The 24,220-nt window shown below is 37.7% G+C and carries 21 protein-coding genes, 2 pseudogenes and 2 other annotated features; of the genes and pseudogenes, 22 read left to right on the top strand and 1 reads right to left on the bottom strand.

Annotated elements, in window-relative coordinates:
* The first annotated feature begins 491 nt into the window (after window positions 1–491).
* From DIS06_RS18610 to DIS06_RS18565, 11 genes are all read left to right on the top strand, one after another.
* A complete protein-coding gene (locus DIS06_RS18610; protein WP_162596025.1) occupies window positions 492–1,154 on the top strand; it encodes a LysM peptidoglycan-binding domain-containing protein in 663 nt (220 codons plus the stop codon).
* 68 nt (window positions 1,155–1,222) lie between these two features.
* Window positions 1,223–2,344: an oxidoreductase gene (locus DIS06_RS18605; protein WP_110114735.1), complete on the top strand. Its 1,122-nt coding sequence runs from the start codon at window positions 1,223–1,225 to the stop codon at window positions 2,342–2,344.
* 92 nt (window positions 2,345–2,436) lie between these two features.
* Window positions 2,437–2,883, top strand: a complete 447-nt coding sequence (locus DIS06_RS18600) for a hypothetical protein (RefSeq protein WP_110114734.1) — start codon at window positions 2,437–2,439, stop codon at window positions 2,881–2,883.
* 351 nt (window positions 2,884–3,234) lie between these two features.
* Window positions 3,235–5,763, top strand: a complete 2,529-nt coding sequence (locus DIS06_RS18595; RefSeq protein WP_239422152.1) for a cyanophycinase — start codon at window positions 3,235–3,237, stop codon at window positions 5,761–5,763.
* A gap of 137 nt (window positions 5,764–5,900) precedes the next feature.
* The gene (locus DIS06_RS18590) at window positions 5,901–6,365 is read left to right on the top strand and encodes a hypothetical protein (RefSeq protein ID WP_110114733.1); all 465 of its coding nucleotides are present in this window, start codon (window positions 5,901–5,903) and stop codon (window positions 6,363–6,365) included.
* Window positions 6,366–6,377: 12 nt separating this feature from the next.
* On the top strand, window positions 6,378–6,692 hold the full coding sequence (locus DIS06_RS18585; RefSeq protein WP_110114732.1) for a hypothetical protein: 315 nt from the start codon (window positions 6,378–6,380) through the stop codon (window positions 6,690–6,692).
* Window positions 6,693–6,698: 6 nt separating this feature from the next.
* Window positions 6,699–7,970: a glutathionylspermidine synthase family protein gene (locus DIS06_RS18580; RefSeq protein WP_110114731.1), complete on the top strand. Its 1,272-nt coding sequence runs from the start codon at window positions 6,699–6,701 to the stop codon at window positions 7,968–7,970.
* Between the two features lie 14 nt (window positions 7,971–7,984).
* Window positions 7,985–8,401, top strand: coding sequence for a DUF350 domain-containing protein (locus DIS06_RS18575; protein ID WP_110114730.1), 417 nt, complete (start codon window positions 7,985–7,987; stop codon window positions 8,399–8,401).
* 11 nt (window positions 8,402–8,412) lie between these two features.
* Window positions 8,413–8,589, top strand: coding sequence for a hypothetical protein (locus DIS06_RS20255; RefSeq protein WP_162596024.1), 177 nt, complete (start codon window positions 8,413–8,415; stop codon window positions 8,587–8,589).
* 125 nt (window positions 8,590–8,714) lie between these two features.
* Window positions 8,715–9,134: a DUF6843 domain-containing protein gene (locus tag DIS06_RS18570; RefSeq protein WP_110114729.1), complete on the top strand. Its 420-nt coding sequence runs from the start codon at window positions 8,715–8,717 to the stop codon at window positions 9,132–9,134.
* Window positions 9,135–9,314: 180 nt separating this feature from the next.
* A complete protein-coding gene (locus DIS06_RS18565; RefSeq protein WP_110114728.1) occupies window positions 9,315–10,652 on the top strand; it encodes a sodium-dependent transporter in 1,338 nt (445 codons plus the stop codon).
* A 507-nt stretch (window positions 10,653–11,159) separates the two neighbouring features.
* Here the strand turns inward: DIS06_RS18565 and DIS06_RS18560 are convergent.
* A pseudogene (locus DIS06_RS18560) lies at window positions 11,160–12,699 on the bottom strand (catalase); the annotation flags it as partial.
* A gap of 242 nt (window positions 12,700–12,941) precedes the next feature.
* On the opposite strand from DIS06_RS18560, the gene DIS06_RS18555 reads away from it, so the two are divergent.
* The 11 genes and pseudogenes from DIS06_RS18555 to DIS06_RS18505 all read left to right on the top strand — a co-directional run bounded on the left by DIS06_RS18555 (window position 12,942) and on the right by DIS06_RS18505 (window position 24,160).
* On the top strand, window positions 12,942–14,558 hold the full coding sequence (locus tag DIS06_RS18555) for a methyl-accepting chemotaxis protein (protein ID WP_481746888.1): 1,617 nt from the start codon (window positions 12,942–12,944) through the stop codon (window positions 14,556–14,558).
* 90 nt (window positions 14,559–14,648) lie between these two features.
* The gene (locus DIS06_RS18550; protein WP_110114725.1) at window positions 14,649–15,200 is read left to right on the top strand and encodes a cupin domain-containing protein; all 552 of its coding nucleotides are present in this window, start codon (window positions 14,649–14,651) and stop codon (window positions 15,198–15,200) included.
* Between the two features lie 399 nt (window positions 15,201–15,599).
* Complete coding sequence (locus DIS06_RS18545; protein ID WP_110114724.1) at window positions 15,600–16,763, top strand: C40 family peptidase; 1,164 nt, start codon at window positions 15,600–15,602, stop codon at window positions 16,761–16,763.
* A 146-nt stretch (window positions 16,764–16,909) separates the two neighbouring features.
* The gene (locus tag DIS06_RS18540; protein ID WP_110114723.1) at window positions 16,910–17,218 is read left to right on the top strand and encodes an MTH1187 family thiamine-binding protein; all 309 of its coding nucleotides are present in this window, start codon (window positions 16,910–16,912) and stop codon (window positions 17,216–17,218) included.
* 236 nt (window positions 17,219–17,454) lie between these two features.
* A complete protein-coding gene (locus DIS06_RS18535) occupies window positions 17,455–18,015 on the top strand; it encodes a chromate transporter (protein ID WP_110114722.1) in 561 nt (186 codons plus the stop codon).
* Window positions 18,016–18,546, top strand: coding sequence for a chromate transporter (locus DIS06_RS18530; protein WP_110114721.1), 531 nt, complete (start codon window positions 18,016–18,018; stop codon window positions 18,544–18,546).
* 251 nt (window positions 18,547–18,797) lie between these two features.
* Window positions 18,798–19,006, top strand: a binding site (T-box leader).
* 56 nt (window positions 19,007–19,062) lie between these two features.
* Window positions 19,063–19,279: a binding site (T-box leader), on the top strand.
* A gap of 123 nt (window positions 19,280–19,402) precedes the next feature.
* On the top strand, window positions 19,403–20,479 hold the full coding sequence (locus DIS06_RS18525) for a bifunctional 3-deoxy-7-phosphoheptulonate synthase/chorismate mutase (protein WP_110114720.1): 1,077 nt from the start codon (window positions 19,403–19,405) through the stop codon (window positions 20,477–20,479).
* Window positions 20,480–20,618: 139 nt separating this feature from the next.
* The gene (gene aroC / locus DIS06_RS18520) at window positions 20,619–21,785 is read left to right on the top strand and encodes a chorismate synthase (protein ID WP_110114719.1); all 1,167 of its coding nucleotides are present in this window, start codon (window positions 20,619–20,621) and stop codon (window positions 21,783–21,785) included.
* 40 nt (window positions 21,786–21,825) lie between these two features.
* Window positions 21,826–23,109, top strand: coding sequence for a 3-phosphoshikimate 1-carboxyvinyltransferase (gene aroA / locus DIS06_RS18515; protein WP_204166825.1), 1,284 nt, complete (start codon window positions 21,826–21,828; stop codon window positions 23,107–23,109).
* 351 nt (window positions 23,110–23,460) lie between these two features.
* Window positions 23,461–23,802 (top strand): annotated as a pseudogene (locus tag DIS06_RS20665) (OmpA family protein); the annotation flags it as partial.
* Window positions 23,803–23,920: 118 nt separating this feature from the next.
* Window positions 23,921–24,160, top strand: a complete 240-nt coding sequence (locus tag DIS06_RS18505) for a hypothetical protein (protein WP_110114717.1) — start codon at window positions 23,921–23,923, stop codon at window positions 24,158–24,160.
* The last annotated feature ends 60 nt before the right edge of the window (window positions 24,161–24,220 follow it).

Raw genomic sequence — 24,220 nt, 5'->3', positions numbered from 1 at the left:
TTTTTCAATTCGTTAAAAGAAATGCATGGTGGTGGTTATCGGTATATTGTCCCTAATTGAATGGATGGAAAAAAGCAATGTGTAACATATACGTTTTAAAGTATAGAATAATAGATCTATCTTCTATGTAGGCTTATATGTTTATCTATTACCATTTAATTCTAAAAAGCGATTCTTTTTATCCTTTATAAAAATAGGTCATTTCATATACTTTTTGTAACTAAATTTCTAGTAAATGGATTATTTATAAAATTAGCGTGTATTAATAGATTAAAAGTCATGATTTTATGTATAAAGGAAACATTTTTTTTATTAGAATAATGATACTGTTGTTCATTGAAATCTATCTTTTCTCGCATATTCTGTCGAAAAATGATTTGCTATAATGATTCTCGCTGTAAGTTTTGGAAATACATTCTTATAAAACCTATTAATGGATGATATATTTATTTTTTTACAATTACATAACGTGCAAAAGGGGACTAACAATCATGACGGAAATTACAATGACGAGAAAAGAAGCAATTGCGCAGAAGCAAGTACAGAAGCGAAAGCAAAAAATGAGAAAAGTAACAACGGCAGCGTGTGTCGCAGTCATAAGTGCAACATTTATGAATGTTTCTACTAGTCAAGCATCCGCTTGTAGTGATACATATACCATTAAAAGTGGCGACACTCTTTATGGATTGTCAAAGAAATACAATGTCACCGTTCATCAGTTAAAGGAAGTGAACGGATTACAATCGGACTTTATTCGTGAAGGAATGGCACTTTCTGTTCCTGCAGCTCATTTAAGTGATAAAAATGAAGTAATGAATACCGTGCCTATTTATACGGTAGAAGCTGGAGATACGTTGTGGGCTTTAGCAAAACGATTTGGTACAACTGTTAATATCATTAAACATACGAACAAAATGAATAACGACTATGTGATTATCGGTCAAAAGCTGACGATTCCTGTTCAAGCTAAAAAAGAATCGTTCACAACCATTGGAGCGGTAGACCGTTCTACGATTGAAGTAGTAAACAAATGTGGTGAGCCCGTTGTCTTGAAAGTGCCATTCGGTAAAGCATTAGAGTATCAAGCATTATCAGGTAAAGAAATAACCATTACGTATACAAGTCAGACATTAGCTGTACTTTCTGTTCAATAATCGAACGTTTAAGCGTAAATCCTTTTTAGATTGGTCAATCTATAGAAGAAAGGAAGTGCGTCGCGTAGATGAATAGTAATTATGAACCGTTATTTAAGCATTTTAAGTTCTTAAATGGAATTGAATTAAAAAGTCGCGTGGTCATGGCACCGATGCTTACATATTCTTCGCATGAGAATGGAGAAGTATCACAAGTAGATGTGGATTTTTACCGAGAAAGAGCAAGCGGTGTTGCAGCGATCATTGTTGGTCCTGCTTATGTTCTAGAAAACGGGAAAATAGCTAAAAAACAAATGGGCGTACATGAAGATAAGGTACTTCGCCGCTTAAGTGAACTAACTCATACAATCGAAAAGGAAGGGGCACGATCAATCTTACAGCTTTCTCACGGTGGTCGAAAATGTGTCGATATGATCAAAGAGGGAAGTAACGCGATTGGCCCTAGTGCGATTTCACATGTGCGAAGAGGAAAAAAACCAAAAGAGATGGATGAACGAGACGTGAACATTGTTTGTCAAGCGTTTGCGGATGCGACAAGAAGAGCCATTGAAGCGAGATTTGACGGTGTTGAACTAGATGGGGCAAATGGGCACTTGTTACAACAATTCACTTCAAAACAAGCAAACAGTCGCTGTGACAGTTACGGTGGTTCGGTTGAAAATCGTATGGCTTTCACGTTAAAAGTCATTCGAGCAATGAAACATACAGTAAAAGCAAATGCACATAAACCTTTTCTAATTGGGTATACGTTAACACCAGAAGAAAAAGGGTATCAAGGTAATACGGTTGAACATACGTTGCAATTTATGGATTTACTCATTCAAGAAGGAGTAGATTATGTTCACATCCAAATGGATGACTTTTGGCAACAAGCTTCTCATCATAAAGAAGGAGAAGCACAAATTGTCCCAGCAATTATCAAACATATTAATCATCGCATTCCGATTGTAAGTGGAGGTCACATGCGTACACCAGAGGATGTAATTGAAGCACTGCGTACAGGGTTATCTCTTGTTACAATGGGGACAGAACTCGTTCTTGAGCCAAAGTGGATGCATAAAGTACGTCATAGTGAAGAAAAATCGATTAAAACCACTTTACAATCAACGTCACATCATCAACACATTCCAAAAGAATTATGGATGATGATCAAAGAAAATGAACATCATATGGTTCGTGAAAAAGAGTGAGTATTGATTATGCTCATTCTTTTTTTGGTTGAAAAATGATACAATAAAGTGAACAAGTAAACGATGAAACAGGTAGAGGTGTAAAAGAGTTCGTGATTTATTTTTTAATAGTATTTGTAGCCGTCATTGAGATTGTCTATTTATTTGTGAATCGGCCTATTTTTGTCAATATTCCACCGATTCAATTTTATATGATTCCGCTTATTATGGTCATTTTAATTTCCATCTTTTTATCAAAGCGAACAAAGAGAATGATGCGAGTGGTGAAGCAAGGGATTATTATTGCAGCTATCTTTATCATCATTTTTGTTCCAGTTGTGTACACGAACCATTTACCTCTTTATTCGTACACAGAAGCAAAAGCCATTGTTGCTAAGCGAGAGAAGTTGTTGATAACAGAATTTGAAGAGCATAAGTATGTACATAAAGATGAAAAGAATCGCTATCATTATTTATATAAAGTAAAACGTAGTGAAGATGAAACGATTGATTATATTTTTGACCCCTTTACAGGTGGATACGAAGCATTGCATGACTAAAAAGGCGGAGACAAAAGGGAAGACAACACCCCCTTTCGTCTTCGCTTTTAACATCCCTTGCCACAAAAATCCAGTATCACAATGGATAGAAAAGCAAGGGATCTTGTATGTAAGCTTCTTTTTTATACGCTTTTTTGATATTTTTAAATAAATTGGTTGGAATCATTGCATTTATATCCACCAAAAACAACTTATTAGATGGTGTTTCAATCTGTTCATTCTGATAATTCAGTCTTTTTCTCTTGGCATAAAACTTGCATAGTAGTTTAATAGACGATAAATAACAAAAAGGGGGAATATGATCATTCATTATTTGTATGTGAAATTTACAAAAGAAAGAGGAGAGAGAACGTGAAAAAATGGATCACAATGTTGGTAGCATTTGTATTAGTCAGTACGCTATGGTTTCCGTCTATCGGACAAGCGAAAAAGAAGGAAGAAGAGATTAAAGGTAATCTCGTTATCGCAGGAGGAGCATTAGGTAGTAGTAACAAAGCTGTTTATGAAGAATTTATTAAACTAGCAGGCGGGAAAGAAAAAGCAAAAGTGGGAATTATTCCAGCAGCCAGTAGTTCGTTAAAGTCATCAGAAGATTTCAAAAAAGATTTACTGTCTTATGGATTAACAGAAAAGCAAATTCAGATCTTGCCACTTGCTAATCGTAATTTTTCAGGAACCGAAAAAGATGAATCCACATGGAAAATGAATGCGTACAGTCCGAAACTTGCAGCACAAGTAAAAGGACTTAGTGCAATTTGGTTTGTTGGTGGAGATCAATTGCGTATTACAGATACATTGATTCAAAGAAATGGAAAGCAAACCGTCGTTCTAAAAGCCATTTGGGAGATGTACCGAAATGGTGGGGTTATTGGAGGAACAAGTGCTGGAGCTGCGGTCATGAGTGACGTAATGATAACAGGTGGAGATAGCTTAGGTGGTTTAAATAATAAATTCGTTTACGAAGATGTTGCAGGATCTAGTGATGAATATGCGCCTGTTTATCTTGAAAAAGGGTTAGGGTTCTTTCCATATGGGATTGTCGATCAGCATTTTGATGAGAGAGCTCGTTTAGGTCGTTTAGTGATGACCGCATTGAAGCAACCAAAAGCAAGTCAACAGAACTTTGCATATGGTGTTGATGAAGATACAGCGCTCGTTGTGAACAACAAAGAAAAGAAAGTGAAAGTTGTTGGTCGAAGCGGTGTATCAATTGTGGATGTAAGTCAAGCAAAACGAGTAAAAGCAGGAAAAGCAAACTTGAAAGATGTGTACATCAGTCACCTTGTTGAAGGAGACGAATTAAATGTACAAACAAAAGAGTTTACCATTAGTGATCATAAAGATGAAACGAATGGCTATGAATATTATGAATTTCAGCCATTAGAGGCTACAGGTGTTTTCACTTCTTATGGTCGTTTAAAAGAATATCTTTCCTATTCTTTAGTGGACAATAAAGAAACCGAAGTAAAAAGTTACTTATATGATAGTAAAGGCAAAGGATTTCAGCTGACTTTTAGAAAAACAGATAAAACAAAAGGCTATTGGGGTTACAAAGATGGTCAAAAAGACGATTATTCATTTGTGAATGTAGCCATGGATGTAGAGCCGAAAACCGTTTCATTTAAGGAAGAAAACGATTTATTCTCAGATTACAAACCATCTACCTTCAAGCTTCCTACGATTGACCGTGAAAAGCCTGTAAAAGGAAACTTAGTCATTGCAGGAGGAGCAGTTGGAAGTAGTAATGCAGCTCTTTATGAAAAGTTCATTGACTTATCGAAACAGAAAAAAGACTCTAAGATTGGAATCATTCCAGCCGCAAGCTCAAGCTTAAAATCGTCTGAGTCATTTAAAAAAGACCTTGTGAAATATGGAATGAAAGTAGAAAACATCGACATTTTACCATTGTCTGTCACTAACTACAAAGGAACAGCTGAAGATGAATCGAAATGGATCGACAACAAAAACAATGAAGAGCTTGCCAACAAAGTGAGAGAGTTAGATGGCATTTGGTTTGTTGGTGGCGATCAAACAAAGATTACCGCATCTCTTTTAAATGAAGACGGATCAAACTCTCACGTGTTAAATGCGATTTGGGACATGTACCGTGATGGTGCGGTTCTAGGTGGAACGAGTGCCGGTGCAGCGATTATGAGTGATGTGATGATAGCGGGTGGAGGTAGCTTTGATACACTTGCTTCTGGCTTCACTGAAACATATGACGGGATGTTGCAACAAGAAGGCGGTCCTGGGTATTTAGAGAGAGGTTTAGGTTTTTTTGAGCATGGTATTATCGATCAACATTTCGACAACAAAGCGCGTCTTGGTCGCTTAGTAGCCGTTACAAAAGAGCATGGAGACATCCATGAGCTTTCCTACGGAATTGATGAAGATACCGCAATGGTCGTGTACAATGAACAAAACAAAGTGGAAGTCGTTGGCCGTGGTGGCGTGACACTCGTTGATTTATCGAAACAATCAAACGACGAAACACTTGGACAAAGTGAGTATAAAAACATTGGATTATCATGGATTACACAGGGTGACGAGTTTAACTTTAAAACAAAAGAAACCACGATTAACAGCAAAAAAGTAGAAACAAAAGGATACGAATATGGAAATTCAAAAGTGCCACCTCATTCAGGTGTCTTAAGCGGACATGGTTTATTAAACAAGTTTTTAGCGTATAACCTTGTTGATAATGAAGGGGAAGAGCAAGTCGAGAGTTATAGCTTTAATGATGGAAAAGGATTTAAACTTGTATTTAGAAAAACGGACGAAACAAATGGGTATTGGGCATACACAGATGGTCAAAAAGATGACTATTCGTTTGTGAATGTGTCATTAGACATTACACCTGTAACGGTGACAATCAAATAAGAAAAAAAGAAAACCATCTAAAGTTAGTACGAATAGATGGTTTTCTTTTTGTTTCCTATCTTTTACAATGGAAAATGGAACTTTTTTTGATTGCTGCGCGTAATACATATGGAATCGAAAGTGAAGGAGAGTAGGAGATGGAAACGAGTCAATTAGTCCTTGAATATCGGCTGTTAAAAGGCAATGATGAGTATGTACCTCTTTATCATTACGAACACATTGAGCTTGAGCAAATCTTAGCAAGACGAGAGTGTGAGTTTTATGTAAAAGAAGGCGTGACATATAAACAACGCTCGTCTGCGATTGAAGAGAACTTGCATATTATTTATGTGGATGAGTATGAACATAGTCCAAAAGAAGAGGAAGATCCAGAAAGCCATCATTCCATTAAAGTAGAAGTAAGAGAGTTAAACACACGAAAAGACCACCCTGCGTTGACGACAAAATACATGCGTACCCACCTTGAGGTTCTATCTTTCATTGGTGCGGTCTATACATATGTCAATCGGAAAGAATGGGAACGAGATTCAGCAGAAATGGATGAAGATCGAAGAGTGTATGTGTTGTATGTGACAGAAACAGGTTTTACGTTTGATCAGTAAGGAGGGAGAAACATGAATCATACGAAAAAAATGATGACGGGTGTATTAGCAGCCATTATGGCGACTTCTTTAGTAGGGTGCGGATCTGGTACAGCAGAACGTCCGCAAGAACCAGAAGATGACGAGTGCGACAAGTGGAAGTTTGATGAAGAAACAGGTACATACTATTGTGATGACAGTAGTTCAACACGCGCTGGTCATTTCTTTTATGGTGGACGTTATTTTAGTAATAAAAGTGCCTTGAAAAGTGATTCTTCGTTTAAATCTTACCAGAGCCAGTACAAATCAGGAATTGGTAGTGGTACAAAAGGAGGGTTTGGAGGCTAAGTGTGTATGTCTCGCCAACAGTTTTACGAGAGTATTGATCAGTTTTGGCATAATTTGTATGAAACGGAATATGCGTTATACGATTTAAAAGAAGAAACAAGTGATGTAATCAATCACATACGCCTTGCGACAAACCGAGTGGGGCATTTGTTTTTTAAAACCGCTCATCTTCTTCGCAAACTTGATGATTATACACTGCAATCGCTCGGTTTTCCAAAAGAAAGCCTCGCGTTTATCCGGCTTCAAACGCTGCAATGGGAAAGTGTGATTGCTAGGTTGGATTTCGTTGTTCAACATTCAACGATTAAGCTGTTAGAGCTAAACGCAGATACGCCTACGTTCATAAAAGAAACTTTTTATGTGAATGGAGAAGTCTCTCGCCATTTTGGTTTTGTAGATCCAAACAAAGAAGAAGACAAAAGACTGGCTGAAGCACTTAAACATGCTATATTTCAAGCGTACAATACGTTAAATCAATCTTCTTATCCAAATGTGGTGTTTTCTTCACATGGAGATCATGAAGAAGACAAATGGACCGCTATGTATTTAATGAAGATAGCAGGCGTAAAAGCAAAATATGTTCCGCTTGATGAATTACGTGTTGTATCAGAGTCCATTTATGAAAATGGGGAATTAATGATAGAAGAAGGGTTATATGATAGAGATGGAGAACGCATCGATGTTTTATATCGCCAAACGTATCCAGTTGAACACCTTGTTGAAGATGAAGACCCAGAATCGAAAGAAAAAGTGGGGCAACTTTTGATGAGGTGGGTCGAAGAAAAAAAGGTAGTTGTGTTAAATCCGCCATCTGCTTTTTTACTTCAATCAAAAGCTGTGCAAGCTATCATTTGGGGATTGTTTGAAGAAAAACACCCATACTTCACAGAAGAAGAGCACGGTTGGATATCTACGTATTTTCTGCCAACCTACTTAGACGCCGAACCATTTTTGAAAAGGAAACAATCGTTTGTGAAAAAACCAGCGTTTGGACGTGAAGGAGATACTGTTGAAATTTATGACGGATATGGGGCGAAAATAGAGGAAGACAAACAAAAAACATATCGCGAATCTGTACCTGTGTTTCAACAATTTGTTTCACTCCCTACTCATGATATTCAAACAGAAGAAGGTAAAAGAAACGCTCATATTATGTACGGTAGCTTTTTAATTAATGGTCATGCCTCTGCAATTGGCGTTCGTGCAGGGAACCAAATAACAGATAATGCATCTTATTTTTTACCTATAGGTATAAAAAAATCATCACAATCTTTTTAAAGGAGGAAACGTAGATGTCAGAATTTATTGATGGAAGTAGCATGTTAGACTTTTTCTCACACGTTGGAGTTGGTTTAGTGCTTTTATTTTTAGGGATTGTTGTGTTTGAATGGACGACAAAATTTAATGAGCGTGAACTGATTAAAAAAGGAAATGTTGCAGTGGCGTTAAAGCTATGGGGAAAAGGAATTGGCTTAGCCATTGTTATTTATACAGTTTGGGGGAACAGTGTCAACTTAATTGATGCCACAATTTGGGGGGTAGTTGGAATCGGGACACAAGTCATTGCGTACTGGATTATTGAATACATCATTACTCCAAAAACAAGCCTTTCAGAGAAAGTAGAAGAAGGAAACATCGCCGTTGGATTTACATTGTTTGCATCGGCAATTGCCGTTGGTCTAGTTGTAGCAGGTAGCTTAACATACTAGGAGGTCAAAACGTGGGAAATTTAAATGTAGGAGATCTTTTGTTTCAACTGTTTACGCTTTTGTCTGTTTTTGGAATCTTTCTCGTTATTTTGTTTTTTATCAAAAATCAGCGTAAACAAAGAAAACAACAACAGCAAATTCTCGAAAATCAGGAAAGAATCATAAAGAAGTTAGATGAGCATAAGTAAACAAGAACCAGAGAGATGTAAAAGTCTTTCTGGTTTTTCTTTGTGTAGCGCTTAGTGATCCAGCGAATAGAATTGATACTTGGAGAAAAACTACGACTAACAAGGTGAAAAGGAGACGGTCGAATATGCGTAAATACCTATTACTTATCATGGTTTTCATAAGTATTATTGGGTGTAGTAAGTCAGATGAAACAGCAAGACCTAGTATTTATTTAATTCCAGATGGATACAAAGGGTGGGTCATGGTTGAGTATGACAAAGATGAAGGTAAACCAACGGAAACAGAAGGAAACTACACGGTGTTTTCAATCAATGACCAAGGAAGAGCGAAAACAAAAACGTTGTTAACACATGAAGGGTGGGCAACGAATAAATATTATTATGTCACACAATCAGGTGAGCGAAAGAAATTAAAAGCTGGTGAAATGATTCACGGAGCTTCAGAAGGAAATGAAAATAAAAACTATACAATTGAATTTTTCTTTGTAGGAACGGAAGACGAGTTCGCAAAAGCGGGTGATTATCGAAAACAGTTCAGCCGGTAAAAACGTTGTTTAGTTAGTTCATCATTTCATATATTCTCTCTTATCGATTGGACGGATTCTCAGGGAAGAAAGCGGTTGATCGTATAAATCATCGTTTCGTACAACAAAACCCCTTTTCGATGCACACAAGATGTGATATAGTATAAAAATTCAAAATTATATAGAGAAATGGTGAGAGAGATGAGTCAGAAAGATCAATGGACATCAAAGCTAGGCTTTGTCTTAGCATCAGCAGGTTCTGCAATTGGAATCGGAGCCATTTGGAAGCTTCCGTACGTTGCAGGAACAAGTGGAGGGGGCGCGTTTTTCTTTTTATTTATTTTATTTACCGCGCTTATCGGTTTGCCGCTACTATTAGCAGAGTTTGCGCTAGGAAGAAACACACAAAAAGAAGCAATTCGTGCATATGAAGCTGTTGCTCCGCGTTCTTTTTGGAACGTAACAGGATACATAGGTGTAATTACATGTTTCATTTTACTATCGTTTTATAGTGTAGTGGGAGGTTGGATTTTACAGTACTTATTCTCAACTGTATCAGGTCAGTTGTTTAAAGCTGGAGACTACGAACAGCTATTTGGAACAACGATTGCTAATCCAGCAACGTCTGTAGGAGCGCAGTTATTGTTTTTACTGATCACAATCGTGGTCGTATCAAGAGGGATTCAAAACGGAATTGAAAAAGCAAATAAATACTTAATGCCTGCACTTTTCCTTTTATTTATCACAATTATTATTCGTTCATTAACGTTAGACGGAGCGATGGAAGGTGTTGAGTTTTTCTTATACCCAGACTTTTCAAGACTCACATCTGAAAGTGTTTTATTTGCAATGGGACAAGCATTCTTTTCATTAAGTGTCGGAGTATCGGTGATGGTTACGTATAGCTCTTATTTAGATAAGCAGCAAAACTTACCTCGTTCGGCTATTTCAATCGCTGGCTTAAATATTTTCATTTCGCTTTTAGCAGGGCTTGCGATTTTCCCAGCGGTGTTTTCAATGGGAGTCGAACCAGCAGCTGGACCAGGATTACTGTTTATCGTTCTTCCGTCCATTTTTGAACAGCTACCGTTTGGTGTTGTGTTTCAGCTTCTGTTTTTAGCGCTGTTTTTATTTGCAACACTAACATCGGCATTCTCAATGCTTGAAATCATTGTTGCATCTCTTGCAAAAGGAGATTCAACAAAGCGTGTGAAGTTATCATGGATGGCTGGTCTCCTTATTTTTGTAGTAGGAATACCATCAGCTTTATCGTACGGAACATTAGCAGATGTAACGATTTTTGGTAAATCTATTTTTGATGCCGCTGACTTTTTAGTAAGTAATATTTTAATGCCGTTAGGTGCACTCCTTATCGCATTATTTGTGCCATTGAAAATGAAGAAAGACGTGTTAATCGAGGAATTTAGCCACGGATCGTCAAACGTGAAAAAGTGGTTTTCATTATGGCTATTAATCCTTCGCTACGTTGCACCGATTTTAATTATCATTGTCTTTTTAGATGTGTTAGGCATCATTTAATGACACAATCAAAAGGGAATAATTTCTAAGTGTAAAATCAATTTTTTTAAACAAAAGAATGTCATTCTGTGATAAGATATGAACTTGCTGTTGTATGAAAGTAACTTGGTTTTTCGTAAGATTCTTAACGTATAGAAGAGAAAAGCATAACCAATATGTCTCATAATCTTCTTTGCGTCTATCACAACATGTTCAACTTCTTTACTTTCATTACAACAAAATGGAATGGATGATGTTAAAAGTCGATTGTTTTAAGCACCGTAGCCGCGTTTATGAAAAGGTGCAAAATGAGAAAGCTGACCTCCTTTATGAAAGGGAAGTCAGCTTTTTCATTTTTTTAATAAGGATGGGCGTCATGCCCTTTTTGTTCAGCTTCATCCACAGCATCTGCTGCTTTTGAACTTCCAAGTGGAGATCCTCCGCTAGTAGGCAATTTTCCAGATGAAGGTGAAAGTTCTTCAGCAAACTCCATATCGATGGAACCATCTTCTCTTACTGTCAAGCCAATTCCTTCGCCAACTCGTCGTCCGTAATCAGCATCACATTTTGCTAAAAGTGTAATCATTCGCTTTTGAATTTCTTGATGACAAGGTTTTAAGCCGGCCACTAAGTTTTGAATTAAATCTTCTCGTTCCCACTCTTCTAATAAGCGATAACGTTCACCCGCTTGTTTGAAATCATTTGTTCGATCAATTTTCTCGCGAGTTAAGTGTCCTTCTACATATGGTTGATGTGGAACAGGATGATCTTTTGCTTCTTTCAATCCTCCTAATAAAGACGGCTCATAGTTTACATGAGGATTTTGATTAGGTCCTAAATCAACATGATACGCCATTTGTCCATCGCGTTGATTTGTTGCCACATGCTTTTTAGGAGCATTAATCGGAAGCTGTAAATAGTTTGCACCTACACGATGGCGTTGTGTATCGGAATAAGAAAATGTTCGACCTTGCAGCATTTTATCGTCAGAAAAATCTAACCCATCAACAAGTACTCCTGTTCCGAATGCAACTTGTTCCACTTCAGCAAAGAAGTTTTCTGGATTTTTATTCAGCACCATCTTTCCTACTGGTAAAAACGGAAATTGGTCTTCTGGCCAAATCTTTGTATCATCTAATGGATCAAAATCAAGCTCAGGATGTTCACCATCTGGCATAACTTGCATACACAATTCCCACTCTGGATAATCACCACGTTCAATGGCCTCGTATAAATCTTGTGTTGCATGGCCAATGTTTTTTGCTTGAATATCTTCCGCTTCTTTTTGAGTTAAATTTTTTATGCCTTGCTTCGGTTCCCAGTGGTATTTAACAAGATGCGCTTCGCCTTTGTCATTGACCCATTTGTATGTATTCACTCCAGAACCTTGCATTTGACGATAATTGGCTGGAATTCCCCATGGTGAAAATAAAAACGTAATCATGTGCATCGCTTCAGGGGTTTGGCAAATAAAATCAAAAATACGCTCGCTATCTTGTCGGTTTGTAACAGGGTCAGGCTTAAATGCATGAATTAAATCAGGAAATTTAATGGCATCACGGATGAAAAATATTTTTAAATTGTTCCCTACAAGGTCCCAGTTTCCATCCTCTGTGTAAAACTTAACAGCAAATCCACGAGGATCACGCATTGTTTCGGGTGAATCTTTCCCGTGTGTGACGGTTGAAAATCGTACGAATAAAGGAGTTTGTTTGCCTGCTCCTGAAAATACTTTTGCTCGTGTATACTTCTCAACAGGTTCGTCTCCAAGCTTTCCGTATGTTTCGAAATAGCCATGTGCACCTGTTCCACGTGCATGAACAACACGCTCAGGCACACGTTCGCGGTCAAAATGTGAAAGCTTTTCGATAAGCTGGTAATTTTCAAGTGTAGCAGGTCCGCGATTTCCAACAGTTCGAGAGTTTTGGTTGTCGCGAATTGGTTGTCCTTGGCGAGTTGTTAACGTTTCTTCATTTTCGCCTGTCCCAAAACGTCTATCAAGTGAACCACCAGCACCATCGACATGCGTTCCATGGTGGTTCGGATTATTAGACTGTTCGTTTTTCATAAAAAGCCTCCTTGTGAGTTGTTGATTTTTGTATTTTTTTTCAATGGAGGTAAATTTATTCTCTTAATGAATGAAATTGTTTAAAAAGAAAATTTTCCTAGTTCAAAAGTTGTTATTGTGATAAAATCTTGAACGTATTCCATTAAATAGGGGGCTTTTTTGTGTCAATTGCTTCATTGTTAAAACGATTGTCAACATTGTTTCTTGTGTTGTCCATTGTATTATTCAGTTTATTAGTTTTTATGTATAAAAGTTTTATCGATGTAAACGAGGCTCGTGATCAGCAACTATCGATCCAAAAATTATCATCTGAACTTCAGCATACAACAGAGGAGCTATCAAACTTAGCGCGTCTATACGTTGTGACAAGTAACTCGACTTATCTAGAGAAATACCAAAGAGAAGTAGATGAAAAGAAAACAAGAGATACACTCACGAGCACTATTAAAAAACAAGGTTTGACAAAAGAAGAGTTGAACCTTCTTTCACTTGCTAAAGAGAACGGTGATGAACTTATCAATCAAGATCAGCGTGCATTTAAAGAAGTCGAAAAAGGAAATGTATACATAGCACGAAAACAACTTTTTGGTATGAGTTATGAAAGTACAAAAGGGTCGATGATTAAAGCAAATACAGAGTTTGATACGCTAGTAAATAAGCGAGTCGAACAAGATGTGACAAAACAACACAATCAAGCGACCATGTTATTATGGGCTGTGATGGGTATGTCCTTTTTCTATGTGATTGTTGTCATTATTGCCTTTCGTATGATTAAAAGAAAAGTAACAAAGCCGCTTCAGCATATGCAAAGGCATATTGAACAATTAGCAGAAGGGAACTTAACACATAAAATCACGAAGCAAACAGGAAAAGATGAAATTACGCTCGTGTTCCATTCGCTAGAAAAAATGACGTTAAAACTTCAAACAGTCATTCATTCTGTTCAAGAAGCAGCAGAACAAGTCGCTTCAGCGTCTCAGCAACTAAGTGCAAGTGCAGAGCAAAGCATGCACTCTGCTGAAGAGATGGTAGCGGTGGCGCAGAGCTCTTCAGACGGAGCAACTCACCAACTAAGCGCATTTGAACAAATTGCTACTTCGATTGAGCAGTTACGTCATCAGATTCAAGTGATGACAGGTCATAGTGAGAAAATGGCCATCTCGATGAGTGAAGCGACGATATCAGCTCGTGATGGAAACGGAAAAGTAGAAAATATTGTACAGAAGATGCAACAGATTTCATCGTCATCGTCTGAAACCTCTCGAAGAGTCAAACAGCTTGAAAGTCGCTCTAGCGAAGTGGGTCGAATCGTCGAAGTAATTAGTGGCATTGCGAACGAGACCAATTTGTTAGCCTTAAACGCAACCATTGAAGCAGCAAGAGCTGGAGAGCAAGGAAAAGGATTTGCGGTCGTTGCTGATGAAGTAAGAAAGCTTGCTGAACATACAAAGCAATCAGCTGAAGAAATTTCTGTGCTCATCCAAGAAATTAGAACCGAAACACATGAAGCTGTTTTACATATGAATGAAAGTTCACATGCAGTCAACGAAGGAATAGACGAGGTTGAGCAAGTAAGAGAGTCATTTTTACATATTCAAACTCACATTGATAAGGTCTCCATTCAAGCAACTTCTATTATCCAAGCAATCTTACAGATGCAAGCAGAGGCAAATGACATCCATACAGCAATTGAAGGTGTGAAGCAAATTGCACTTACACATACTCAAGCAATCCATGAAACAACTATTGCAAACGAAGAACAATTAGCCACAATGGAAGAAGTGACATCTTCTTCTCAATCGCTTGCTAGTTTATCAGATTCATTGAGTCAAACCATTTCCGTGTTTAAATCGTCGTAACGGTTATGTTCTGTTTTGTAGGCCAACGTACATTTTACACTCATCACGCATAAAATGACTTCGACTATTTTGTGAAAGGGATGAGAAAGAATGTACTATGTGCCTTACATGTACTCACCACCCGTTTATTATGTGCAACCAACCTACGACTACAGACAGGCGAATTACTATCCAATTGGTAACGAGATGAAACATTACTCACCACATTTTTCGCGTTATAAAAGTAACGGGAAAGTAAAAGATTATGGGAAACAGCCATATGTTGTCGATATCGAAGAGCTAACGAAACAAAATAAAACATTTCGTACAGCCATATGGACAGGAAATCATTTGCAAGTAACGGTGATGAGTATTAATGTTGGAGATGATATTGGATTAGAGATTCATCCAGACGTTGATCAATTCATCCGTGTTGAAGACGGACAAGGGCTTGTTCAAATGGGAGATACAAAGAATAATTTATCATTTAAAGCGAACGTATATGATGATTATGCTATTATGGTTCCTGCAGGTAAATGGCATAATATTACGAATACAGGAAACAAACCATTAAAAGTCTATAGCATTTACGCACCACCAGAACATCCTTTTGGTACGGTTCATAAAACAAAAGCAGATGCAATGGCTGCGGAAGAAAATTAACAAGTCGCTAAAAGGAACATCCTTTACTTATGACATTCATTGAAATGAATAAATAAGTAAGGGATGTTTTATTCATTTAATAAAAGAAGGAGAGTTCGTAAAAAAATTAGGTCGTGTATTCAATATATTGTAGGTGATAAGAATTGTTTTAATTATCGTAAAGGGAAGACTTTTAAATTATCAATTGGGATAAAAAGTATTATTAGTGTATTTTTGTATTATTTCAGACCTATATATTGGTATCTTTATAGAAATAAATGGTTAATAATAGAAAATTAGGCATTACGGATGATGTCGATTCGTGTAACAAAAATGTAACAAAAGTGCTTTTAAATTGTAATAATATGTTGTTACAATGTAAACGTCTTAGAAGATTATAACAATGGAGGAACCTTTTCTATGAAAAAGTTAATATATTCTATCGCGTTATGCGGTTCGTTAACAGTTGTCCCTACGATTAGTGAAGCAGCACTTGGAGATATGACGTTACGTCAAGGAATGAATCATCCTGATGTAAAAGCATTACAAAACGTCTTAAAACAAAAAGGACATTTTAGTGGAAATACAACGACTAATCACTTTGGATCTATTACGCGAAGTGCAGTTATCAACTTTCAACGTGCAAACGGCTTATCAGCTGATGGTGTTGTCGGACCAAATACATATCGAGCTTTATTAGGAAATAGTGGACAAGCTTCTACTACTTCATCTTCTGCTACGCTTAGCCGCACACTTCGTGTTGGTTCAACTGGAGCGGATGTTCAGAAGTTACAGCAACTTTTAAAGAATAAAGGACATTTTAGTGGAAATACAACTCAATACTTTGGCTCGATTACGAAAAGTGCTGTCATGAATTTTCAACGTGCAAATGGTCTTTCTGTAGATGGTATCGCAGGACCTGCTACATTCCGTGCATTACAAGGTGGAGGTACGTCTTCAGCGCCGTCTACTTCTGTAAGTTCGACAACTCTACGTTTAGGCATGAGCGGATCAGCGGTAACATCTGTACAAAAAGTGCTAATTAATAAAGGGTACTTAAAAGCGAGTGCAACAGGTTACTTTGGTTCGTTAACAAGAACGGCAGTTATTAATTTCCAACGTGCAAATGGCTTATCAGCTGATGGTGTGGTTGGGCCAGCTACACAACGAGCGTTAAACTCTAACACATCTCAAAGTGCTGTTGGTGGTGTTTCAACAGTAAGCTCTGCTTCTCAGCTTATTTCATATGGTAAACGTTTCATGGGTACACCATACGTATGGGGAGGTTCAGCACCAGGTGGATTTGATTGTAGCGGTTTCTTAAACTATGTATACCGTAACGGCGCTGGCGTAAGTATTCCTCGTACAGTGGCACAAATCTATCAACAAGGTACGCGTGTCAGCAGCCCTCAAGTAGGAGATATTGTCTTCTTTGAAACGTATCAACCAGGAGCAAGTCATGCAGGAATCTATATCGGAAATGGGCAATTTTTACACAGCTCTTCTTCAAAAGGAGTTGGCATTGATTCATTAAGCAACTCTTACTGGTCAAAACGTTACTTAGGTGCGAAACGTTATCTTTAATAGATTCATATTGTAATAGGGATAGTCATAAAGACTATTCCCTTTTTGTGTAGAAATAAACAAAAATAATCACAAAATTGATAGAAAATGTGGATTGTGGTAAAACTGATGTAGACAATATTTGTTGATGAAGGGAGAATACATAAATGGCAATTGTAGATGTAACTATTATTCCAGTAGGGACAGAATCGCCAAGTGTGAGCAGTTATGTAGCAGATATACATAAAGTGTTAAAAAAGCATGATGATAAAATCACATATGAATTAACGCCAATGAGTACATTAATTGAAGGTGAATTGGCTGATTTATTACAAATTGTACAAGAATTGCACGAAGTTCCGTTTGAAAAGGGTCTTAAGCGAGTATGTACGAATATTCGCATTGACGATCGTCGCGATAAAAAACATACAATGGCTGGGAAATTACAAGCAGTTCGTTCAAAATTAAGTGAGTAATGAAAAGAAAGCGTCGCTTAAGGGTGACGCTCTTCTTATGTTATTTCTAGTGTCTGCTTTCAAACAAAACGAATCAATGAAATAAAATTGTAGAAAACGACAAAAGATAGCAGTTAAAATAAAGATACTGTCGACGAAATGAATTAATTGTCTAAAATTTCTGAAAATATTTCTTTGGAAATAAATCTTCATCTATAATATAAGGAGTAGAAAAAGAAAAAAGAGGAGAGAGAGTTTTGAAGCAACTTGATATTTTTATTGCTTTTTTTCGTTCAGGAATGCTCGGTTACGGAGGAGGTCCTTCATCGATTCCTCTTGTAAAAAAAGAAGTGGTCGATACATACAAGTGGATGAGTGACGAAGAATTCGGTGATATACTCGCAATCGCTAATACCTTACCAGGACCCATTGCAACCAAATTAGCTGGGTACATCGGATACCGAGTTGGAGGTTTATTAGGGTTAGTAAATGGTATTATGGCAACAGTCGTACCAACTGTTATTTTAATGGTGTTGTTATTAACAACCCTTTCTCAGTTTAAAGATCAGCCATGGGTAGCCGGAATGACCAAAGCTGTTGTACCTGTTGTAGGCGTGATGCTTGCTGTGATGACATGGGAATTTTTATCTAAATCAACAGATTACTTTGGCTTGAAATTGGCTATTATGTTGGCTGTTTTTGCACTCATTTTTATGGAACTGTTTCACCTTCACCCTGCGATTTTAATTATTGGGCTAATGCTTGCAGCTTGGATTCCAGTTAAACGGCTTCAAAAGACAAAGAAAGGAGAGAAGTGAATGGTTTATGTTCAACTCTTCACTGCCTTTTTTATCGCAAATATTCTTGGTTATGGTGGGGGACCAGCTTCTATTCCGCTCATCGAAAAAGAAGTGGTCGGTACATATGGGTGGTTAACAACGCAACAATTTAGTGAGATGCTTGCGATTGCCAATACGTTACCTGGTCCAATTGCAACGAAAATGGCCGGGTTTATCGGTTACCAAGAAGCAGGAATAGTAGGTGCAAGTATTGCTGTTTTTGCAACGGTGGCACCGTCTGTATTATTGTTAGTTATTTTTTTGCGTATTTTGTATACCTATAAAGATTCACCACAAGTTAAACGAATGACCAATTTAATTCGCCCAGTTATTGCGGTTCTTTTAGGCGTCATGGCATTTGATTTTTTTTCAACTTCGTATGAGAGCTCAGGGATGTGGCAAACTGTTGGAATTATTGTTGTTAGTTTTCTGTTGCTTGAAAAGAGAAAGTGGCATCCTGCTGTCGTCATTAGTGGTGCACTGATCTATGGAGCTATTTTTTTATCTTGAAAATTTTAAAAATTAGCTTCGGTATTGTAAGCGTGATCAAAGTTGATTTATCCATGTTTTTCTAAAAAATGCAAAAACGAATAAAATTCTTTTTATATTTTTTTCAGAAAATGTATTGACGATTAACTAAAAACGGTTCATAATACAAAACAACATCAACAACAACTTATCACACTCGATGAGTTGTTAACACACATCATACATAGTGTACTTGATACTCATCTTATCAAGTACCCCCTTGTTAGGGGCAATATAGAGCGTTGAGAGGATCACAAGTAATGTTCCATTTCCCTGTATCAGAGAGCTGACGGTCGGTGCGAGTCAGAACATAAATGAGCATGAATTACAATCCTTGAGCATCTTTTCTGAGTAGGAAAAGACGGTGTATAACCGTTATCGTAATAAAGAGGTAAGCATTTGCTTGCAATTAGGGTGGTACCGCGAATAATTCGTCCCTACTAATCTTAGGATTAGTAGGGACTTTTTGTTTTTGTGGCACATGATAATTGGATATGAATAGAAGCGATGATAAGAGCAAAGTAACATTTTCCTCCCTGTTTTTCAGAGAGCTGATGGTTGGTGTGAATCAGCACAAAGGAATTTGTGAATTACATTCTTGGAGCTTTCCTGTTGTAACGTTTCGTTACAAAGGACGGTGATGAGCCGTTATACGAATGAAGAGGCAAGCATATGTTTGCAATTAGGGTGGTACCGCGATCAATTCGTCCCTACTGACACAATCAGTAGGGACTTTTTGTATATGTATAAGCTTTTCTTAGCTTGAAGTAGGATGCTATCTTTACCTTTAATAAACAGAAGATTTCGAAAAAACAAATATCCTAAGGAGGAAATAAACATGGAAAACAAAACATTAGAACAATTACGTGGCGAGATTGATTCATTAAACCTTCAAATTTTAGAATTATTAAACAAACGTGGTGAAATTGCACAGGAAATTGGAAAGTTAAAAGAAGTACAAGGTGTAAAACGATTCGATCCAGTTCGTGAGCGTCAATCATTAGATCATATTTTATCAAACCATAACGGTCCATTTGAGCCGTCAACGATTCAACACATTTTCAAAGAGATTTTCAAAGCAAGCTTAGAGCTTCAAGAAGATGACCACCGTAAAGCGTTACTTGTATCACGTAAAAAGAAAGCAGAAGATACAGTGGTTGATATTAACGGAACGAAAATTGGTAATGGTGAATTACAATTTGTGATGGGCCCTTGTGCAGTAGAAAGCTATGAGCAAGTGAAACAAGTTGGGTTAGCTTTAAAAGAACAAGGCATCACGTTAATGCGTGGTGGGGCATTTAAACCTCGTACATCTCCATACGACTTCCAAGGTTTAGGAGTAGAAGGGTTGAAGATTTTACGTCAAGTTGGTGACGAACTAGGTTTATCAATTGTAAGCGAAATTGTCACACCACAAGACATTGAAGTGGCACTTGATTACGTAGATGTGATTCAAATTGGTGCACGTAACATGCAAAACTTTGAACTATTAAAAGCAGCAGGATCTGTAGATAAACCAATTTTACTAAAACGTGGTTTAGCAGCTACGATTGAAGAGTTCATTAATGCAGCTGAATACATTATGTCTCGCGGAAATGGAAACATTATTCTTTGTGAGCGAGGAATTCGCACATATGAGCGTGCAACACGTAACACATTAGATATTTCAGCTGTTCCAATCTTAAAGAAAGAAACACATTTACCAGTTGTTGTCGATGTAACGCATTCAACTGGACGTAAAGACTTATTATTACCTTGTGCGAAAGCAGCCATTGCGATTGGAGCAGATGCGGTAATGGCAGAGGTACATCCAGACCCTGCAGTCGCATTATCTGACTCTGCACAACAAATGAATATTCCAGAGTTCAACTCATTCATGGAAATATTAAAAGGTGCAGCAGTTAAATTATCATAATAAAATAAAGATGAAATAATAAGACCTTCGTTTATTCATATAGTAAGGTAGTAGACGGGTCAGCTTATTACTAGGGTAGGAAGCTCGTCCCTAACTTTAGGGCGAGTTTTCTCTATAAAGAATAGAGAGGAAGAGGCAGATGAGATACTTAACAGCAGGAGAATCACATGGACCACAGCTAACAGCGATTGTAGAAGGAGTTCCAGCAGGCTTAGAGTTAACAGCTGAGCACATTAACGAAGACTTAGCTAGACGTCAAAAAGGGCATGGACGTGGACGTAGAATGCAAATTGAAACAGATCGTGTGCAAATCGTGGGAGGTGTCCGTCACGGTCAAACATTAGGTTCACCGATAGCTTTAGTTGTTGAAAACAAAGATTTTACTCACTGGAGAAACATTATGGGTGCTGATCCGATTGATGATACAGAAGAAGTGAAGCGCCAAATTACAAAGCCAAGACCTGGACATGCTGACTTAAATGGAGCGATTAAATACGGTCACCGTGATATGAGAAACGTGTTAGAGCGCTCTTCTGCTCGTGAAACGACTGTGCGTGTTGCGACTGGTGCTGTAGCGAAACAAGTTTTAAAGTCTCTTGGTGTTACTATCGCTTGTCATGTTCTTGAAATTGGTGGTGTAAAAGCGGAAAAGACAAAGTATGCATCGCTTGACGAGTTAAAAGAGAAAACAGAAGCTTCTCCTGTACGTTGTTTAGATGAAGAAGCGGGTCAAAAAATGATGAAAGCCATTGACGATGCAAAAGCAAATGGAGACAGTATTGGAGGCATTGTTGAAGTCATTGTGGAAGGCATGCCGACTGGAGTTGGAAGTTATGTTCATTATGACCGCAAATTAGATGCGAAACTTGTCTCCGCTATCATGAGTATCAATGCTTTCAAAGGTGCTGAGATCGGGATTGGTTTTGAAGCAGCTAGAAGACCGGGAAGTGAAGTACATGATGAGATTCAATGGGACGAAGAAAATGGATATACACGTAAAACAAACAATGCAGGTGGCTTAGAAGGTGGAATGACAACTGGGATGCCAATCGTCGTTCGAGGCGTTATGAAGCCAATTCCAACACTTTACAAGCCGTTACAAAGTGTTGACATTGATTCTAAAGAATCATTTGCAGCAAGCATTGAGCGCTCAGATAGTTGTGCAGTTCCAGCAGCGGCTGTTGTTGCTGAGTCTGTTGTTGCCTGGGAGCTAGCAAGTGCACTAGTTGAACAGTTTGGATTTGACCGTATCGACCTTCTGCAAGAAAACATTCAAAAACATCGTGAGTATGCAAAGAAGTTTTAATTCGTGTAAAGATTGACGGTACGTGTAAGGAGAGAGAAAAATGGAAGAAATCGTAACGAAAGGGTTACAAGGAACGATTGAGATACCTGGTGATAAGTCCATTTCGCATCGATCGGTTATGTTCGGAGCGATTGCACAAGGGCAAACGACGATTCGTGGCTTCTTACCAGGTGATGATTGTTTAAGTACAATCTCCTGTTTCCAAAAGCTTGGTGTCGATATTCAAATGATTGATGACCAAACTGTCATGGTAAACGGGAGAGGATTAGAAGGATTACAGGAACCTGTAGATCTATTAGATGTTGGAAACTCAGGTACGACGATTCGTTTATTAATGGGTATTTTAGCAAACACATCGTTTCATTCCTCGCTCATCGGAGACGAATCGATTGCAAAACGTCCCATGAAGCGTGTCACAAATCCACTTCGCGAAATGAGCGTTCACATTGATGGACGAGATGAAGGGAATTTTACACCATTAGTGATTCGTGGTGGAAAAACGACAGGAATTCATTATCATTCACCTGTTGCAAGTGCACAAGTGAAGTCTGCTATTTTACTTGCAGGATTGCAAGCGGAGGGTACCACTTCCGTGACAGAACCAGCGAAATCCCGTGATCATACAGAACGAATGTTACAAGCATTCGGTGTGAATGTAGCGGTTGACGGATTAACTGTATCAATTGAAGGTGGACAAACGTTAAAAGGTACACATATTGACGTACCAGGTGATATTTCTTCCGCTGCTTTTTTCCTTGTAGCAGGAGCAATCATTCCAAATAGTCGCATTTTATTGAAAAAAGTTGGGATGAATCCAACACGAACAGGTATATTAGATGTTCTTAAGGCAATGGGTGCACAGTTAACCTATTTAAATATGAAGGAAAACGAAGCAGAACCATTTTCAGACATTGAAGTGAACACATCTTCTTTAAAAGGAATCGAAATTAGTGGTAAATTAATTCCTCGTTTAATTGATGAAATTCCAATCATTGCATTAGCTGCAACGCAAGCAGAAGGTGTTACAATCATTAAAGATGCGGCGGAGTTAAAAGTAAAAGAAACGAACCGCATTGATACAGTTGTCAACGAATTACGTAAAATGGGAGCAACCATCGAGGCAACAGAAGATGGCATGATCATTAAAGGAAAAACACCTCTTCATGGAGCTGAGGTTAGTAGTCATGGTGATCACCGCATTGGTATGATGTTAGCAATCGCAAGCTACATTGCACAAGGTGAAACGACTATTCATCAAAAAGAAGCTGTTTCCGTTTCGTATCCACAGTTTTTCGCTCATGTAGATCAATTAAAAAAAAGATAAGCAACATTGCTGATCGCGATTCAGTACCTGTTAGGTGGCGTTATGTCTAACAGGTGCTTTTTTAATACCTTGAACTTCATAATGAGTGTTTAACCTCGTCCTTCTCTTTTGCATAGTATATTAAGACAAAGGTAAGATGAACTATTTAGGGGAGAGGACATGGATAAATCGACATGGATAGGTCTAATCATAGGTCTAATCGCTATCGGGGTAGGAATGGTTTTAAAAGGTGTAAGTTTAATGGTGCTTGTAAACCCAACTGCCATTCTCATTATTTTTTTAGGCACTGCAGCTTCAGTCATCGTAGCATTCCCAACTAGTGAAATAAAGCGAGTACCTAAGATCTTTGGTATCTTATTCGATTCTGGTCAAGCGGTCGTTCGAAAAGAAAGTGAAAAAGTTTCCCTAGAAGTTGCTTCACTTTTAGTGATGAATCCTCCACGGAACATTATCATTAGCGGTCATACAGACAATATCCCAATACGAAACAAGCAATTCGAATCAAATTGGGAGTTAAGTGTGTTCAGAGCTGTTAACTTTATGAAACTGCTTTTAGAAAATACAGCATTGAACCCAGCTGATTTTAGTGCGAAAGGTTTCGGAGAGTTTAAGCCTGTAGAGTCCAATAAAACAAGTGAAGGGCGTGCAAAAAATCGTCGAGTAGAAGTTCTGATTTTACCAAGAACAAATTAATCCTCGTTTGTGCGTGAAAAAACGTCATGATGAAAGAAAATTAAACCAAATTTCCCTATAAATCAACATGAAAATGATTTATAATAACGTAATTGAAGAAGTGTGAATGGGGATTTATATGCTTACAATTATGTTTTATTTAGGAGCTCTCTTTTTTTTCGTAAAAGTAACGATTGATAGAGAGTTTATTTGGCTCATGTTTTTGGTGCCATTTTTCATTTTTATCTTGTTGTTTGAAACATTTTATTTTGAACACTTAACAGAAGTCATTCGAATTGTTGTATTTACGATTTCATTTTTAGTTAGCTACGGAATGATTTTATTCTATAACCGCTATTTTAAAAAAGAAGATGATTAATAACCCCCTCTGTTTCATTCATGTGATGAATTGAATAGAGGGGGCTTATTTATGCTGTTG

It is taken from the genome of Bacillus sp. CGMCC 1.16541, assembly GCF_003184905.1.
GTDB lineage: Bacteria > Bacillota > Bacilli > Bacillales > Bacillaceae_H > Priestia.
This window is presented reverse-complemented; position numbering and strand designations above follow the sequence as displayed.